The sequence below is a fragment of the Streptomyces spinoverrucosus genome (genome assembly GCF_006539505.1).
Classification (GTDB): Bacteria; Actinomycetota; Actinomycetes; order Streptomycetales; family Streptomycetaceae; genus Streptomyces; species Streptomyces spinoverrucosus.
Genome location: NZ_BJND01000071.1, coordinates 1 through 17,351 on the forward strand (window position 1 = coordinate 1; position 17,351 = coordinate 17,351).

Annotated in this window: 9 protein-coding genes; 4 read left to right on the top strand and 5 right to left on the bottom strand. The window is 73.1% G+C overall.

Annotation, left to right across the window (positions count from 1 at the left end):
* Positions 1-1,098: 1,098 nt before the first annotated feature.
* The 4 genes from SSP24_RS43415 to SSP24_RS35225 form a co-directional block, all read right to left on the bottom strand.
* Positions 1,099-3,159 (bottom strand): hypothetical protein, encoded by a 2,061-nt coding sequence (locus tag SSP24_RS43415; RefSeq protein ID WP_174864776.1) that lies wholly within the window; start codon positions 3,157-3,159, stop codon positions 1,099-1,101.
* A gap of 1,563 nt (positions 3,160-4,722) precedes the next feature.
* Positions 4,723-5,904: a VWA domain-containing protein gene (locus SSP24_RS35215; RefSeq protein ID WP_174864777.1), complete on the bottom strand. Its 1,182-nt coding sequence runs from the start codon at positions 5,902-5,904 to the stop codon at positions 4,723-4,725.
* 43 nt (positions 5,905-5,947) lie between these two features.
* A complete protein-coding gene (locus SSP24_RS35220; RefSeq protein ID WP_141314079.1) occupies positions 5,948-8,440 on the bottom strand; it encodes a DUF5682 family protein in 2,493 nt (830 codons plus the stop codon).
* A 90-nt stretch (positions 8,441-8,530) separates the two neighbouring features.
* Positions 8,531-9,673: an ATP-binding protein gene (locus SSP24_RS35225; RefSeq protein WP_141314081.1), complete on the bottom strand. Its 1,143-nt coding sequence runs from the start codon at positions 9,671-9,673 to the stop codon at positions 8,531-8,533.
* 134 nt (positions 9,674-9,807) lie between these two features.
* Between SSP24_RS35225 and SSP24_RS35230 the strand changes: the two genes are divergently transcribed.
* Entirely contained in the window at positions 9,808-11,163 is a 1,356-nt protein-coding gene (locus SSP24_RS35230; protein WP_141314083.1) for an SWIM zinc finger family protein, read from the top strand.
* Between the two features lie 281 nt (positions 11,164-11,444).
* On the top strand, positions 11,445-13,103 hold the full coding sequence (locus SSP24_RS35235; protein WP_141314085.1) for a DUF5691 domain-containing protein: 1,659 nt from the start codon (positions 11,445-11,447) through the stop codon (positions 13,101-13,103).
* A 337-nt stretch (positions 13,104-13,440) separates the two neighbouring features.
* On the opposite strand, the gene icmB is transcribed toward SSP24_RS35235, so the two are convergent.
* Positions 13,441-13,857 carry a coenzyme B12-dependent isobutyryl CoA mutase small subunit gene (gene icmB, locus SSP24_RS35240; RefSeq protein ID WP_141314087.1) on the bottom strand — a complete coding sequence of 139 codons (417 nt, stop codon included), beginning with the start codon at positions 13,855-13,857 and terminating at the stop codon, positions 13,441-13,443.
* A gap of 698 nt (positions 13,858-14,555) precedes the next feature.
* On the opposite strand from icmB, the gene SSP24_RS35245 reads away from it, so the two are divergent.
* A complete protein-coding gene (locus SSP24_RS35245; RefSeq protein ID WP_141314089.1) occupies positions 14,556-15,449 on the top strand; it encodes an esterase/lipase family protein in 894 nt (297 codons plus the stop codon).
* Positions 15,450-15,749: 300 nt separating this feature from the next.
* Positions 15,750-17,342 carry a M23 family metallopeptidase gene (locus SSP24_RS35250; RefSeq protein ID WP_229865004.1) on the top strand — a complete coding sequence of 531 codons (1,593 nt, stop codon included), beginning with the start codon at positions 15,750-15,752 and terminating at the stop codon, positions 17,340-17,342.
* The last annotated feature ends 9 nt before the right edge of the window (positions 17,343-17,351 follow it).

Below are 17,351 nucleotides of genomic sequence, written 5' to 3' on the forward strand. Positions count from 1 at the left end.
AGGTGGGGGGCCGCGGGGCGGGAAGGGGGTGGGGCGGGATGGGGTGGCGCGGGCGCGGGGTGGGGGCCGATGTGGGGGGGCGCGGGCACGGGGTGGGGGCCGATGTGGGGTGGCGCGGGCACGGCGTGGGGGCCGATGTGGGGTGGCGCGGGCACGGCGTGGGGAGCGAGGTGGGATGGCGCGGGCACGGGGGCGGTGGCCGAGCCGGGCGGCACAGGCACGGGAGCGGTGGCCGAGCCGGGGCGGCGCGGGCGCGGGCACGGGCACGGGCGGGGAGCAAGGTTGGGCGGCGCGGGCACGAGGGCGGGCATGGGCGGGGAGCAAGGTTGGGCGGCGCGGGGGCGGTGGCCGAGCCGGGCGGCACAAGCACGGGAGCGGGGACCGAGCCGGGGCGGGACCGAGCCGGGCGGCACAGGCACAGGGGCGGTGGGGCAGGTCGGTGATGGCGAAGGGCAGGGGCGGAGCGGGGCAGGGACGGGCCGGGTGCGGTGCCCGCGAATGGGCGGGGAGCATGGCGCGACGGCGCGGGGCGGGGCGGCACGGGGTACGCGAGGCAGGGTGGGGGCGGCGCGAGGCGGCGTGGCAGCGGCGCGAGGCGGCGTGGCAGCGGCGCGAGGCGGCGGCGAGGACGGGGCGCGGGAGCGGGGCGGTGCAGGCAGCGCGGGGCGCGGGAATGGGCCGGGTGCGGTGCCGCAGGCAGCGCGGGGCGCGGGAATCGACCAGGCGCGGAGCCGCAAGCAACGCGGGCACCCGAATCGACCAGGCGCCGTGCCACAAGCAACACGGGCACCCCAATCGACCAGGCGCGGTGGCCGCGAATGAGCAGGGCGTACGTCGGGGACGGTGCAGGGCCTCACCGGGCTGGGGTTGACCCGGTGAGGCCCCTTGAGCTGCCCCGATGGGGTACCAACGGTCCTCCCCGTGGGGCTTCGGTCCGGCGATCCCCACCCCAATGGGGACCGCCGGACCCCGTCCGCAGGGTTCCGTCCGGACGAGCCGACGGTGTTCGGCCGCCCGTGCCGGGTGCCTGCGGGGCCGGGAAGCACGCCTTGAGGGCGTGCGGACGCTGGGTGCGCGCAGCGCGCGGCCAGCCCTGGGTCAGATGCGGTACGTGCCGCCCTCACGCACGTCCTGGACGTCCTGGACGTCCTGGACGTGACCCTGGGCGTAGCCCGGCGTGAGCGACTCGGCGACGTATTCCGCGCCGGTAACGGCGTGGCCGGTCAGCGAGCCGCCGGTGGACTGGACGGTGCCGGTCAGGTCCTGCGCGAAGGGCGCGACGCCGCCCGCGACGCCGTGCACGTACGGAGCGGCATCGCCGACCACGCCGCCCGCGAAGGGAGCGACCTCGCCCGTCACTCCGTACGCCAGCGTCGTCGCGCTGCCGCCCACGCCCTCGACGACCGGCCGCACGGTCTGGGTGACGGTGTCGACGAGCGGCTGGACCGCGCCGGTGACGCCGTCCACGAATGCCGGCACCTCGCCCGTCACGCCCTGGGCGAACCCACCGGCCTGCCCGCCCACGCCGTACGCCAGCGGCGGTACGCCCCCGGCAACCCCGCCCGCGAAGGCGTCGACGTCCCCGCCGACGCCGTACGCCAGCCCGCCCGCGTCCGCGACGGCCTGCCCGGCGACAGGGACGACACCCCGCACGGCGGTGTTCGCGACCGGCGGCAGTACGGCACCGGTCGCATCCGCGCTGACATCGCCGACGAACCCGGCGGCGTACGGCGGCACGTCCGCGACGACGCCCTGCGCGTACGGCGGCACGTCCGCCATAGCGCCCCCGGCCACCGTCCGCACGTCACCCACCGCACCTCCGGCCACGCCGTGCACATCCGTCACGGCCGCACCGGCCACCGGCCCCACACCGGCGACCGCACCGCCCGCGACACCCTGCACGTCCGCCACCGCCGCCCCGGCGACGGGCTGCACGCCCTGCACCACCCCGCCGACGACGGGCTGCACATCGGCGACCACCCCGTACGCCAGCGCGGCCGCAGCGCCCACCGCGTGCCCGGCGATCGGGGCGACCCCGGCCACGGCCCCGCCGACGACCGGCGTCACGCCGTACACCGCGTCGGTGGCCACGGGCGCAACCCCGTGCACGGCGCCCTCCGCAACCGGCGTCACCCCGGCCACGACCCCGGTGACGGCCGGCGTCACACCCTGCACGGCGTGGCCCGCGACCGGCGTCACCCCGGCCACCGCCGCCCCGGCGACGGGCACCGCCCCAGCCACGGCCCCCTCGGCAACCGGCCTCACTCCGCCCACGGCAGACCCGACCACCGGCGGCACCACAGCGGCTCCCGTCTCCGCGACAACCGACGCGACCGCCCCCGGCACCCCGGCAACCGTGCCCGCGACATGGCCCGACACCCCGTCAACGGTGCCCGTCACCTGCCCCGGCACCCCGGCAACGCTCCCCTGAGCGGCCCCGGCCACCGCACCGACCTCACCCCGGGCGGTGCTGACCAGACCCCCGGCCCGCCCGTCGACTCCGGCAACCGCACCCTGCGCCACCGCGTCCACACCCGCCGCCGTACGCCCCGCACCGGCGACCGCGTACTGCGCCTTCGTCCGTACGACCCCCTCGGCCCCCTGCGCCTGCAGCGCCTGCAGCGCCCGGTCCAACTCGGGCGCGAACGCGGAGAGCGGACCGAACAGGTAGTCGACAGCGTCCTGCGAGGCAACCGCACCGGCGTCGGAAACCGCAGCCTCCGCCGTGGTCCTGGCCTCGACCTGCGCAGCCGCCCGAGCGGCCTGCGCCCCCTGAATGGCCTGCGCACCCCGGACCGTCACCGCCTTCGGAACCGTCACGTCGGCCTCGACATACCGACGCGTCTGCTCCGCGACGCCACCCCCGGCCGACGCCACCGCGCCGACCGCCTTGTCGGTCTTCACGCCGGCCTTCGCGCCGCTGGTGTTCGCGACGGTGTTCTCGCCGGCCTTCTCGGAAACGGTCTCCCTCACCTCGGAGACACCCCCGTCAACCGCATCGGTGACCTCACCGAGCGAACCCTCGGCGTCCACGGTCGTATCCGAAACGGAGAGGGAGGAAGCGGGCAGTTCATCGGCGCTCGCGGCAGCGGAACCGAGCGCCCACGCGCCGGTGACCCCGGCGGCTATGACGATGGAACGACGGATGTTCTTGTTCATTGCGTGCGTCTGATCCTTCGGGAATGGACGTCCGGTTCCGGACGTCCGAGGCACAAGCCCACCAGCCGGATCACCGAGCAACGGCGACCTCTGACCGGGGCTCCCGCCAAGGGACTTGGGGACCTTCCGGCACCGCCTCCGACCGCGATCCCGGAACTCGGGACCAACAAGCGCTTCGGATACGACACCGGCGGCTTCCGTCCGTCGACCAGGAAAGGTCCGGACGGTCGGGCAGACCTGTTCCGCCCCCGCGCGACAGGTCTACGGCGGGGGAAAGGCCTGCCCTAGCCGGGGAAAACCGGGATGTCCCGGTGCCGGTCCCGCGTCCCGTCCGCCTCGACGCGCACGGCCGCACCCGGCATCAGCCACTGCGGCGCCCGCTGCCCCACCGTCACCGCGTGCGCGTCACCATGCCGCGACGAACCACTGTCCGCCGCCGACCGACTGCCCAACACCCCATCGCCACCACCGGCCGGCGCACGATGCCCGGGCACGTACTCCCCACCGGCGCCACCACGCTGCCGAACCCCATCTCGGTCCACCGCAGCACCCACGCCACCGAAGGCCACACCAAGCCCCGGCCCATGCACGCCAACCGCCCCCACCGCACGGCCCCGCTCCTCCGAACCCCCGTCATACGAGGCCGAGCCCCCGACCCCACCCGGCAACGACACCACCGTGTCAGGGAGCGGCAAGGTCCGAACCGGAAGCTCGCAAACCCCGGGAAGCTGAGGAACCCCGGGCACTACGGGGCCCCCCGGAAACACCGGAGCTTGGGGAAGCCCGGGGAAGCCGGGAAACGCGGGGAGGCCGGGAAGCGCAGGAACGCCGGAAACTCCAGGCAGACCAGGCGCCTCAGGCAGCCCGCCGGGCCGCTCCGAAGTGCCCGACAGATCAGGCGAACCAGACAGCCCGGAACCCCCGGCCGACGAAGGCGACTCCGGCCGCGAGGGCAACCCGGCCGACGCCGATCCTCGCCCCTCCGTCCCCGCCAACCGACCGGTCACCGTCTCCACGACATCCCCGACCGGCCGAACAACCCGCTCACCCACAGACCGCCCGACACCCTCAACGAGGGGCTGCTCAACGGCCGGTTCGGCCACCCCACGCGAGCCGAGCGCGCCACCCCGGGAGCCACCGACACGGCCCTCGCCGCCCGCGCCCTCACCCGGCACCACAACCACCGGCGCAGCCACCCGCGCCAACGCCTCTGGTCCCGGCGCCGCTTCAGCCGCGTCCGCCCGCTCCCCGCACAGCACCCCCAGCACGAACAACCCACCCACGAGCAGGCCCAGGTGCAGCGCACGCCGCCCCGCCGCCGCGCGCAACACACGCGCGGCGGCGCCGGACAGTGCGGCTGACCAGATCAAGAGGGGGAGGATCCTCCCGTGCGGCGGAACAAGTCACGTATCGACGACTACGCGGTACGGGCAAGCGGAGCGCACCGCCCCGCCGATGAGCAACGATCCTTGCACGTGACTCCCGAGGTTGCGCAAGCCCGGCGTTACCGATGGGTAGTCATATCCCCTTTCGGACAGGACTCACCCCTTCCTCCCCCGGTCGTCACGCGGTGTCCGGTATCGGCAGCGGACGCTTCTCGATCGCCGCCGCCATCACCTCCGGGAACAGATCCGGCGTACAGGCGAAGGCCGGCGCCCCGAGCGCCGCCAGCGCGGCCGCGTGCTCCCGGTCGTACGCCGGCGCGCCCTCGTCCGACAGCGCGAGTAGCGTCACGAACTGCACCCCCGCCCCCTTCATCGCCGCCACCCGCTTCAGCATCTCGTTCCGTATCCCCCCTTCGTAGAGATCGCTGATCAGCACGACCACCGTCTCCGTGGGCCGGGTGATCTGCGACTGGCAGTACGCCAGCGCCCGGTTGATGTCCGTACCGCCGCCGAGCTGCGTACCGAACAACACATCGACCGGGTCCTCAAGCTGGTCGGTGAGATCGACAACCGCCGTGTCGAACACCACGAGTCGCGTGTTGATCGTCCGCATGGACGCCAGCACCGCCCCGAACACCGATGCGTACACCACCGACGCCGCCATGGATCCCGACTGGTCGATACAGAGGATGACCTCCTTCTTCACTGACTGGGACGCCCGCCCGTAACCGATCAGCCGCTCCGGTACGACCGTTCGGTACTCCGGCAGATAGTGCTTGAGGTTGGCCGCGATCGTGCGGTTCCAGTCGATGTCGTGGTGGCGCGGCCGGTTGATGCGTGCGCTACGGTCGAGCGCCCCGCTGAGGGTGGCCCGGGTGCGGGTGGCGAGCCGCTTCTCCAGGTCCTCGACGACCTTGCGCACGACGGCCCGTGCCGTCTCCTTCGTCGTCTCCGGCATCGCCTTGTTCAGCGACAGCAGCGTGCCGACGAGATGCACGTCGGCCTCCACCGCCTCCAGCATCTCCGGCTCCAGCAACAGCGCGGACAGCCCCAGCCGGTCGATGGCGTCCCGCTGCATGACCTGCACGACGGACGACGGGAAGTACGTCCGGATGTCCCCGAGCCAGCGCGCCACGGACGGCGCCGACGCCCCCAGCCCCGCCGAACGCTCCCTCCCCGTGTGCGGCTTGTCCCCCTTCCCGTAGAGCGCGGCCAGGGCCCCGTCCATCGCGGCATCCCGCCCACCGAGCGCGCACCCGGTGCCGTCCGCGGCATCACCCCCCAGCACCAGGCGCCACCGCCGCAATCGCTCCCGCCCGGCGTCATCCAGCTCAGCCACGCCCATGGCTTCCGCAGTCATACGACCTCCTCCCCACGCATCCCATGAATCCCGCTCCCGCTCATCAGGCCACCCCCGCGAGCTCGGCGCTGTCCTCTTCTCCAGCCCCGTCCAGCCCCAGCAGCAACCGCACCACCGGCAGCACGGCATCGGCCCGCTCCACATCGAGCCCCGCCCCGAATCCCGGTATCCCCGAACCCACGGCCGCCGCGCTCCCCCGCTGCCCGGGCCCCCGCCGCGCCAGCTCCCCCAGCGTCCTGCGGACCCCCGGCTCGTACGCCGAGAAGGTGCGCCGCAGCAGCGGCAGTACGTCCGTGAACGCCTCCGCCGGCACCCCGGTCAGCCAGCCGTCGACCAGCCCCAGCAGCCGCTCGTCGTGCACCAGCAGCATTCCGCCACCACCCCCGCCGACGAACCCCTCGATCCACGCCGCCGCGTCCCGCGGCGGCGTCCCCGGCGAGAGCACCAGCCCCATCAACCGCGCCGCCTCGTCCTGCGCCAACTGCCCGTCGTCCAGCAGCAGCCGCACCGCACGCCCCCCAATCACGCCGGGCACGGTGTCCCGCGCGGAGAGCACTCGCAGCACCGCGTGCCAGCGGCCCCGCAGGTCACCGTGCCCCGCTGCCGGAGCCTCGCCGAGCAACCCCACCGCTGTGTGCACCGCGTCCACATGCCGCCGCATCTCCTCGGCGGCGTCGGTGTCGAGCGCGGCGCATGCGGGCGGCAGCCCGACGAAGATCCGCTCGGCCAGGCCCGCGGCGACCTCCGCGAGGGCGCCGGTGTCCGTGCCGCGCACGTCGCCGTAGCGCAGCGAGCGGACCAGAGCGGGCAGCGCCTGCGCGAGGTGACCGACGTCGGCGTCGAGGGCCGCCCGGTCGGCGAGGATCCGCATCACCGCCGGGAGCGCGTCCGGCAGTTCGGCCAGCAGGCAGCGCTCGGCGAGCGCGGTGACGTCGGCGAGGCCCTGCGCCGCCATGGCGTCGGCCTCCGCCTTGGCCGTCGCGGCGGCGAGCACAGTTGTCCCCCACACCCCTGCCTCGGCGACCCGCACCGACAGCTCGGGCTCCCAGCGCAGCCGCCAGGTCTCCCGGAACGTCCCCGTACTGCCCCGCGACACCACCTGCTCGCCCCACGCCACGCCCAGCAACCGCAGCCGATGCAGCAACCTGCTCCGCCCGGCATCAGCCTCCTTGCGCAGATCGAGCTCCAGCTCCCGCTCCAGCGCCTCCGGCTTCAGCCGCAGCCGCCGCTGCAGCCGGGCGAGGTCCCGCTGCAACGGCACCGCCGGTGCCGCTTCCGGCACCTCCCCCAGCACGTCCCCCACGATCAGCCGGTCGTGCACCAGCGCCAGCGGCACGTCCGACCCCTCGCACATCACCGCCCGCACGGCGTCGGTCGTCTCACCGAGCCCGGCCAGCGGACGCCCGCGCATCGCGGCGAGCGTCTCGGCCAGCCGCACCGCCTCGATGACATGCGCCGAGGAGACGGTCCGGTCCTCGGCCCGCAGGAGCCCCGCCACCTTGGTCATCCACCGCTCGACCGGCCGGTCCGGCGCCGAGAACAGGTGCCCGTACCACCCCGGCGAGTCGATCCCCGCGCCATACCCGCTCGCCCGCGCCAGCCTGCGATGCGTCCACGGCACCCAGGTCATGTCGACCTTGACCTTGGGCAGCCCCTTCACCAGCGCCCGGTCTGCCGCGACGGTCACCTTCTGCCGCAGCGCGGGCACATGCCACGCCCCGCACACCACGGCCACCCCGCCCCCGAACTCCCGCTGTGCCGCGCGCACTTGGAGCCGCATATACGCCTCCCGCACGAGGTCCCGGTCGTGTCCCCCGCTCCCGTACACCTCCCGCAGCGCGCCCATCGCCTCCTCGACCACCACGAACGGAGCGAACGCGTCCCCCTCACCGAGCCCCCGATGCTCGACGACGTCCTCCCACCAGCGCTCGGCGTCGTCGTAACCAGCGGCCTCGGCGAGCACACCGAGCGGATCGACCCGCACGTCGGAATGGGGGGCGGCGTCGGCGTCGGCGTCGGCGTCGGCGTCGGCGTCGGGGCCAGTGTCAGCGTTGGCATCGGTGCCGGTTGCAGCGCCGACCGGGACATCGGCGTCGCTGTCGGCGTCGGGCGCACCCGCACCACCCCCACCACGGCCGCCACCGTCCCCAGCCGACTCCCCCTCCGCCTCGCTCCCCCACACCAGAGTGTGCGTGGCAGGGAGGTCGATGAAACGGGCCGGAACCCTCTGCTCCAGCGCCCACCGAATCGCCACCCACTCCGGCGAGAACTCGGCCAGTGGCCAGAACGCCGAACGCCCGGGCTCGTCCACGGCATGGGCGAGCAGGGCGACCGGCGGCCGCATGTCCTCGTCGCCGGCCAGCGGAATCAGCGCGTCGGCCTCGGGCGGCCCCTCGATCAGCACCACCCGCGGTCGGGCCGCGTCCAACGCCGCCCGCACGGCCCGAGCCGACCCGGGCCCGTGATGCCGTACGCCGAGCAGCAGCGGCTCAGTGCCGGTCCAGCCGCTGCTCCCGGCGCGCTCAACGCCCGTCACACCGTCCCCCTCGCCTACAAGGCCACCCCAGGTCGTCGTCGTCCATCGCGCCGACGCACTCCACGACCGCTGTGTCCCACCCGTTGACGCTCATGCGCTCGCCTCCCGGCAGGCCCGGTAGAAGTCCTTCCAGCCGTCCCGCTCCCGTACGACCGCCTCCAGGTACTCCTGCCAGACGACGCGATCCGCCGCCGGATCCCGGACGACCGCGCCGAGAATGCCCGCGGCGACATCGCTCGGCCGCAGCACGCCGTCGCCGAAGTGGGCGGCCAGCGCAAGGCCGTTGGTGACGACGGAGATCGCCTCGGCGGTGGACAGCGTGCCGCTGGGCGACTTGACCTTCGTACGGCCGTCGGCCGTGATCCCGTCCCGCAGCTCACGGAACACGGTCACCACTCGCCGGATCTCGTCGACGCCGTCAGGCACGGCCGGCAGGTCGAGCGAGCGGCCGATCTGGTCGACTCGGCGCGAGACGATGTCGACCTCGGCCTCGACGCTGTCCGGCAGCGGCAGCACCACCGTGTTGAAGCGGCGGCGCAGTGCGCTGGACAGTTCGTTGACCCCGCGGTCACGGTCGTTGGCCGTGGCTATCAGGTTGAAGCCACGGACGGCCTGCACCTCCTGGCCCAACTCCGGTATCGGCAGCGTCTTCTCCGACAGGATCGTGATGAGTGTGTCCTGGACATCGGCCGGGATCCGGGTCAGTTCCTCGACCCGTGCGGTCATGCCCTCGGCCATGGCTCGCATGACGGGGCTGGGCACGAGGGCGTGCCGGCTGGGGCCGTGGGCGAGCAGCTGCGCGTAGTTCCAGCCGTACCGGATCGCCTCCTCCGGTGTGCCGGCGGTGCCCTGCACGAGCAGTGTCGAGTCGCCGCTGACCGCCGCGGCCAGGTGCTCGGACACCCATGTCTTGGCGGTGCCGGGCACGCCGAGCAGGAGCAGGGCGCGGTCGGTGGCCAGCGTGGTGACGGCGACCTCGACGATGCGGCGCGGTCCCACGTATTTGGGTGTGATCACTGTGCCGTCGGGCAGCGTGCCGCCGAGCAGGTAGGTGGCGACGGCCCACGGCGACATCTTCCAGCGGGCCGGGCGCGGCCGGTCGTCCTGCGCGGCCAGCGCGGCGAGTTCGTCCGCGAAGGCGTCCTCGGCGTGCGGCCGCAGCGCCTCCGCTTCTTCTTGCGCGGACGTGTTCTCGGTCTGATCGACAAACGTCGGTTCCACGGACACAGGCATGGCTGAGTCCCCCCTCCAGCTCGGCCGGTTCGGATCTGGCATCCACGTTGCACCACGCCACTGACAATGCGTGCTGACCTGCGAAAACGCGCTCGCCGGGCCGATTGTCAGTGGTGGGATCTACCTTCGATGGCATGACTCAGCAGGGGGTGCGCTGGACTGCGGAACAGGTGCTGGCACTGGCGCCTGACGCCGCGTCACGCAAGGCGGGAAGCAAACTCGGAGCGGCCGGGCCGTGGTCCGAGACGGGGAGTTCCGACGAGGGGACGGTATGGGGACTGTGCAAGGGCAGCGGCAGCAAGCCGTATCAGACGGTCATCGACATCGCGGACGCGTCCGGCCCCGCGTACAAATGCAGTTGTCCGAGCCGCAAGTTCCCGTGCAAGCACGCGCTCGGGCTGCTGCTGCTCTGGTCGGGCGACGACGGGGCGGTGCCGCCGGGCCAGGCACCGGACTGGGCCGAGCAGTGGATAGCGGGCAGACGGCAGCGCGCCGCGGAGAAACGAACGCCGGACACGGCAGGTTCGCCGCCCGCCGCCGCTGATCCCGAGGCGGCGCGGCGTCGTGCGGAGCGACGTGCCGAGCGGATCACGGCGGGCGCGACCGAGTTGGAGCAGCGCCTGGCGGACCTGCTGCGCGGTGGCCTGGCCGCGGCGGAGCAGGCGGGGTACGGGCTGTGGGAGGAGACGGCGGCCCGCATGATCGACGCCCAGGCGCCCGGACTGGCCGCGCGGGTGAGGGAGCTGGAGGCGATCCCGGCGTCCGGGCCGGGGTGGCCGGTGCGGCTGCTGGAGGAGTGCGCGCTGCTCCACCTCCTCGACCAGGGCTGGCTGCACCGCGACCGGCTGCCGGAGAGCCTGGCGGCGACGGTCCGTTCCCGTGTCGGCCTGCCCGCCTCGGCGGACGGCCCGCCGGTGCGCGACCGCTGGCTGGTCCTCGCCCAGTACGACACGGCGGACACCCGGCTGACCACGCGCCGAATCTGGCTGTACGGCGCGGACTCCGACCGCACCGCTCTTCTCCTCTCCTACGGCGCGGCCGGCCGGGCTCCGGAGCTCGCCCTGCCGGTCGGCCTGACCCTGGAGGCGGAGGTGTCCGCCTTCCCGGGCGCGGGCCAGGTGCGCGCGGCCCTCGGCGACCAGTTCGCGCCGCCCGCACCGACGCCGATCCGGCCTCCGGGCATGACAACGACCCAAGCCGCCGTCCACTACGGCGAGGCGCTCCGCGCCGACCCGTGGCTCGACTCGGTCCCGGTGACCCTGGACCGTGTCATACCGACCCCGGACGGCAACTCCTGGCAGCTGGCCGACGCCGACGAGGACGCAGCACTGCCCCTCACCCCGGCCGCCCGCTCCCGCCCGGGCCTCTGGCGGCTCGTCGCCCTCTCGGGCGGCGCCCCCGTCAAGGTCTTCGGCGAGTGCGGCCACCAGGGCTTCACCCCACTGACGGCCTGGCCGCAGGGCGCGGACACGGCGGTACCGCTGTGCTGACGCCACCCTTCACCGCCGTACGTCCCAGACGGCCACGGACCAGCGCGCCGAAGGAACCACCTGGCCGCAGGGAGCCGACACGGCCGTACCGCTGTGCTGACCCCGCCCATCACCGCCGTACGTCCCATACGGCCGCGGACCAGCGGACCGAGGGGACCGCCAGGCCACAGGGAGCAGCCACGGCGATACCGCCGTGCTGACCCCGCCCACCACCGCCATACGCCCCAGACGGCCGCGGACCAGCGCGCCGAAGGGACTCTCGTGACACCGAAAGGACTCTCGTGAACAGGACCGCAACTGCTGTGGAGCCGCCCGCACCGGGTGCCCTCGCCGGCCACGGTCACGCGGGCGCCGCCGCCTGGGAGGACCTGGTCACCACCGCCCTGCTCGGCACGGACCGGCGCACACCGCCACCCTCACTGTCCGCTCCGGGCCGGGAGGCACCGATGGCCTTGCTGGACGCCGCGGCCGCGGAGACGGTACGACGCCGGGCCGGCCTCCGCCCCGCACGCCCGGCGCCCCGCCCCGAACCGGCCGCCGAGGACCCGCGCCCGCCCCTCCCGGCCGCCGCGGCCCGCAGACTCGCCCTCCTGCTGGCCGACCACCCCGGCGCATCCGGCGGCGGCCGCAGAGGCGCGGCGCCGGACCTCATGGAGCTGCTCCCGCAATGGCTCGCGCTGGCCAACGCCCACCACTACGCGGCACCCCCTGAGGCACTGCCCGCCCTCCTGGACGCGGCCCGCGGCCGTACGGACCTCCGCCCCGCCGCCCTGACCTTCGCCGGCCCGCGCGCTCTGTGGCTGGCCCGCCTCAACCCGGACTGGCGCTTCGCCCTGCGTGCGACCCCGGGCGGAGGCACGGCTCTGCCGCACCTCCAGGACACGGAGAAGGTGCAAGGCCTCTGGCAGGAGGGTCTGTTCGCCGAACGGGTGTCCCTCCTGGCCGCACTCCGCGCCCAGGACGCCACCACCGCACGCGAACTGCTCGCATCGACCTGGACGACGGAACGGGCCGAGGACCGCCTGATGTTCCTCGATTCCCTCCGTACGAACCTCACCGCCGAGGACGAGCCATTCCTGGAGCAGGCCCTGGCCGACCGGAGCCGCAACGTACGGGCCACCGCGGCCGAGCTGCTCTCGGCACTTCCCGGCTCGGCACTGGCCGCACGGATGGCGGTCCGCGCCGGGGCGTGCGTGGCCCTGGACCACACCAGGGACACGCCCACGATCACCGTCGAGGCACCGCACGAATGCGACGCGAGCATGGAGCGGGACGGCGTGGTCGCCAAGGCCCCGGCCGGGCGCGGCGAACGGTCCTGGTGGTTCGGCCAGTTGGTGGAAGCAGCGCCCCTCGCGACCTGGCAGGCCCGGCTGGGCGGCAGAACCCCCCAAGAGATCGTGGCTCTCCCGGTGACCGACGACTGGCAGGCCGATCTGCACGCGGCCTGGTGCCGGGCGGCGGTCAGACAGCGGAACGCCGACTGGTCCCGCGCCCTGCTGGGCACGCCCTCGGCCCCGGAAGCGGGAGGGCCGGGCGCGGTGTCGCTGGCCGAGCGGGCCAAGCTGCTGGACACCCTCGGCGCCGACGAGCGAGCCGAGTGGGTCGCGGGGTTCATCGCCACGCACGGCCTGTCCGAGGCGTTCCAGCTGCTGGGGGTCTGTGCGGTGCCGTGGTCCGCGCCTCTCGGACGGGCGGTTGTCGACGCGCTCAACATCGCGCGGGACGCGGGAAGTTATCCATGGAGCTTCAGTGGAGTGATGGGCCTGGCGGAACGCTGCCTCGCCCCGTCCGAGGCCAACCGCCTCGACGGCCTCCTGGCGATACCCGAGGAACCGGAGAACGCATCACCAGGAGCAGGCGGCTACTGGGCCGAGGCCTTCCAGCGCCTGGTCACGACCCTGCGCCTACGAGCGGCGATGGCCGAGGAGCTGAACCCTTGACGAAAGCGGAACACGGCACCGACCCTCGCCTGTCACACCGCCGGGCGGCCACCGGACCAGGCCTCACCTGCCCCACCACCCCGGGAACGGGCATCGCACCAGGCCTCACCTGCGCCACGCCGGAACGGCCACCGCACCAGGCCTCACCTGCGCCACGCCGGAACGGCCACCGCACCGGGCCTCACGTGCTCCACCACAGCGGCGGAACGCTGCGACAAAACCGCTGCCATGCTCCGGCCCGGCGTTCTCACGGCTCCGAACCGGACGCCCTCAGCCCCGCCCGGGCGACGGAGCACCGCTCCAGAGGCACACCCACCCCGCCGCCAACACGCAAGGCTCACGCCCCCGCCGGCTGCCGCACGTTCTCCCGCACCCACTCCACGATCGACGCGGTCGTCGCCCCGGGCGTGAAGATCTCGGCGACACCCTTCTCCTTCAGCGGAGCGATGTCCCCCTCGGGAATGATGCCGCCCCCGAAAACCAGGATGTCCTCCGCATCGCGCTCCTTGAGGAGGTCGATCACGGCGGCGAAGAGCGTGTTGTGCGCCCCGGACAGGATCGACAGCCCGATGGCGTCGGCGTCCTCCTGAATCGCGGTGTCGACGATCTGCTCGGGCGTCTGGTGGAGCCCCGTGTAGATGACCTCCATACCGGCGTCCCGCAGCGCCCGTGCGATCACCTTGGCCCCGCGATCGTGGCCGTCGAGCCCCGGCTTGGCCACCACCACGCGGATCGGACCGGCTGCCACACCCATCACTGCCTCCATGAAGCGATTACATCCATCCGTACCGACAAGTACCGCACAGATCCCTCATGCCCGGACACGCGGCGCGCCACCCGCGCCGACGGCCACCGCACACTCGCCGGGCCGCACCCAGCCGTACCCACCGGGGAAGTGAACGAACGTTATCGCCAGCAGCCCGCAACCGGCAGTTTTACGGTGTGGACCGAGGGGGAAATCACATAGTGGGACACATTCGAACGCGCGGAGTTCCAGCGAACCCGCGCAACGGGAGCCGCAACGAGGCCGCCCCATCTCCGCGCCGCAGGCCAGCGCCGCGGCGGTGAGGCGTATCGACGCAGGCACGAAGGGCATCAACGACACGTAGCGCAGGGGACACATTCCGTAACCAACACCACACCAGCCTCAAAACACACACAAGGCCTCACACATCGCCACGAGGCCGAACAAGACCAGACAGGCGGCACAGACCCCGCACACAGCGCGACCCACACCACAACCAGCGCCACCTCACGCCACCAAACACCACGGCGCACACCCGCACCCAGCGCACACGGCGTACCACCCCGTACTACCCCCGCACTACCCAGCACCACTCCGCACCGCCCCGCACCACGCGCCACCCTTCGCGCCCCGTAGCCCCTCCACCGCGACTCCCACGGGCGCACACGGGACAGAGCCGTCCACCGTGTGCCGACGGGAGGTCGGCCATGAAGGTCACGCAGGTCACCAGGGCGCTGCTGCCCTTTCACCCGCTCTACCGGCATCTGCTCCCCATCCCGAGCAGCCTCGCGGGACTCTCACTGGCCCTCCTGAAAGCCACCGCCCTGGAGATCGCGATCCTGGCCGGGCACCTGATCCTCTACCCCTCCGGCATCATCCAGGAGCGCCGTACACCGGCTCCCCGCATGCCCACCCCGGAGGACGCCGCCCAGCTCCCCAGGGAGGGCAAGCCGCCGGTCGTCCTGCTGCACGGCTTTATCGACAACCGCTCTGTCTTCCTGCTCCTGCGCCGCTCCCTGGCCCAGCACGGCAGGCACCAGGTCGTGTCGCTGAACTACTCCCCACTGACCTGCGACATCCGTACGGCCGCCAAGCTGCTCGGCCGGCACATAGAGGAGATCTGCGAACGCACGGACAGCGATCAGGTCGACATCGTGGGCCACAGCCTCGGTGGGCTGATCGCGCGCTACTACGTGCAGCGACTCGCCGGTGACACGCGCGTCCGGACGCTTGTCACCCTCGGTACACCGCACTCCGGCACCCGGGTCGCGCCGCTGGCGAACGCCCACCCCATAGTGCGCCAGATGCGCCCCGGCTCCGCCGTCATCGAGGAGCTCGCGCTGCCCGCGCCCGGCTGCCGTACGCGGTTCGTGAGCTTCTGGAGCGACCTCGACCACCTGATGGACCCGTTGGAGACGGCCTGCCTGGAGCATCCCGACCTGCTGGCGCAGAACGTCCGGGTGAGCGGCATCGGCCACCTCGCTCTCCCAGTGCACCCCGCCGTCGCGTCCGGCATACGCCAGGCCCTCGAGGGCGGCTACCACAGCAACACGGAGGGTGCACAGTCCGCCACGCCCAACGGCGGCCTCACCGTGGCCTGACCATTCCCCGCCGGTCACTGTCCAGTTACCCGCTCGTCACCCACCAGCCCCGGCCGGTCATCCCCTGGCCACCTGCCCGCACCGCGGCCACACAGCCAACTCATCGCCCCTGAACAGCCGTCGACGTCGAACAGTCTTCGAACACAACCCCAAACCCGTGCCCGCAGTCCGCCGAAACACCGCCGAATGCCCGTTTCCTGCGCGCGCGAAACCTGTAGAAGATTGTCGTGCCCGCGTACCGCCGGGTACAGTCGCCGCACTGCTCTGCCAGCCCCTGTTGTCGAGGCGAAAGAGAAGTTGGTGAACGACCGTCACCCGTCGGGGACTATGACCACCCCGGCTCCGGCTTCCGAAGCCGCCTCGGCGCATTACGCGTCGTACGGCACCCAGGAAGCCCAGTACGGCGACTTCACCACATACGCCGGCTACTCCGCCAACGGATTTGACACCGGCAGCCACGCCACGACGACCGCCCCGACCGCCACCACGACCTTCGAGAGCGATCCGCTCTTCGGCGACCTCGCGGGCAGCGGTCACGGCACCGGCGCGTACGACGCCTCCCAGTGGTCCACCGGCAGCCATCAAACCGTCAACTACGACCCATACGCGGCCCAGCATCACGCCGCCTACGACACCGGCGCCTACGACACGACCACCTGGAACGCCGACCACCAGCAGCTCCCCCTGATCCCGCAGCAGGCGGGCGCGGTGGACGCCAGCGGCCAGTGGGACGCGAGCGCATGGCTCCAGCCCGAGCAGGGCGGCCCGGCCGACCAGACCCAGCACTGGGAATGGGGCACGCAGACCTTCGACACGGGCGCGTACGACGCCACGCAGTGGAACTCCGACGGCGGCGGCCACGGCACCGGCCAGGCCACCGAGGAGTACGAACAGCACACCCAGACTTACGACTTCGCCCAGCACGCCGAGCCATTCGACCACCAGGCGACCGCGCCATTCGACGAGCAGGCGAACGCGACATTCGACCAGCAGGCGACCGCGACCTTCGAGCAGGTCGACCTCGGCGAAGCCACCCACGGCGACGACGACCCGGACACCACCGGCGAGACGCCCGCCGCGGCCCCCCTCCTCCTCGACGACCAGGAGGAGGTCACCCCCGCCCCGACCGGCCGCGCGGCCGCGCGCAACGCCGCCCGCTCCCGTCGCCGTACGCCCGCCAAGCGCTCCGCGCTGCTGACCGTCGCTGTGCCGTCGGCCTGTGTGATGGGCGTGGCGGGTATCGCCGCCGCCTCCGTCGGCACCCTCTCCGGAGGAGACGACCAGGACACCTCGGCTTCGGCCGCGGACGCGCAGGCGGTGAAACCATCCGCCGCCAACCAGCAGCTGAACACGCAGCTCGAAAGCCTCAGCGCGGAGGCCCAGGACTTCGGCGACCGGGTCAGCCGTACGCAGGAGCGCATCGACCTCAAGGAGCAGCAGGCGGCCGAGAAGCGGAGGGCGGCGGAGGAGGCGGCTCGCAAGGAGCGGCTGCGCCCGAAGTTCGCGCTGCCGGTCGCGCAGCACGGGCTGAGCGCCTACTACGGCCAGGCCGGCATCAACTGGATGTCCGTGCACACCGGCATCGACTTCCCCGTCTCGTACGGCACGACGGTGATGGCCGCGACGGACGGCACGGTCCGTACGGAGTGGAACAGCGCGTACGGCAACATGATGATCGTGACGGCGATGGACGGTACGGAGACCTGGTACTGCCACCTCTCCAGCTACCAGGTCGCCTCCGGTACGACCGTCAAGGCCGGCGACCCGATCGCGTACTCCGGCAACTCCGGCAACTCGACCGGCCCGCACCTGCACTTCGAGGTGCGCCCAGGCGGCGGATCGTCGATCGACCCGCTGTCCTGGCTGCGCAGCCACGGGCTCGACCCGTCGTAACGAACACCC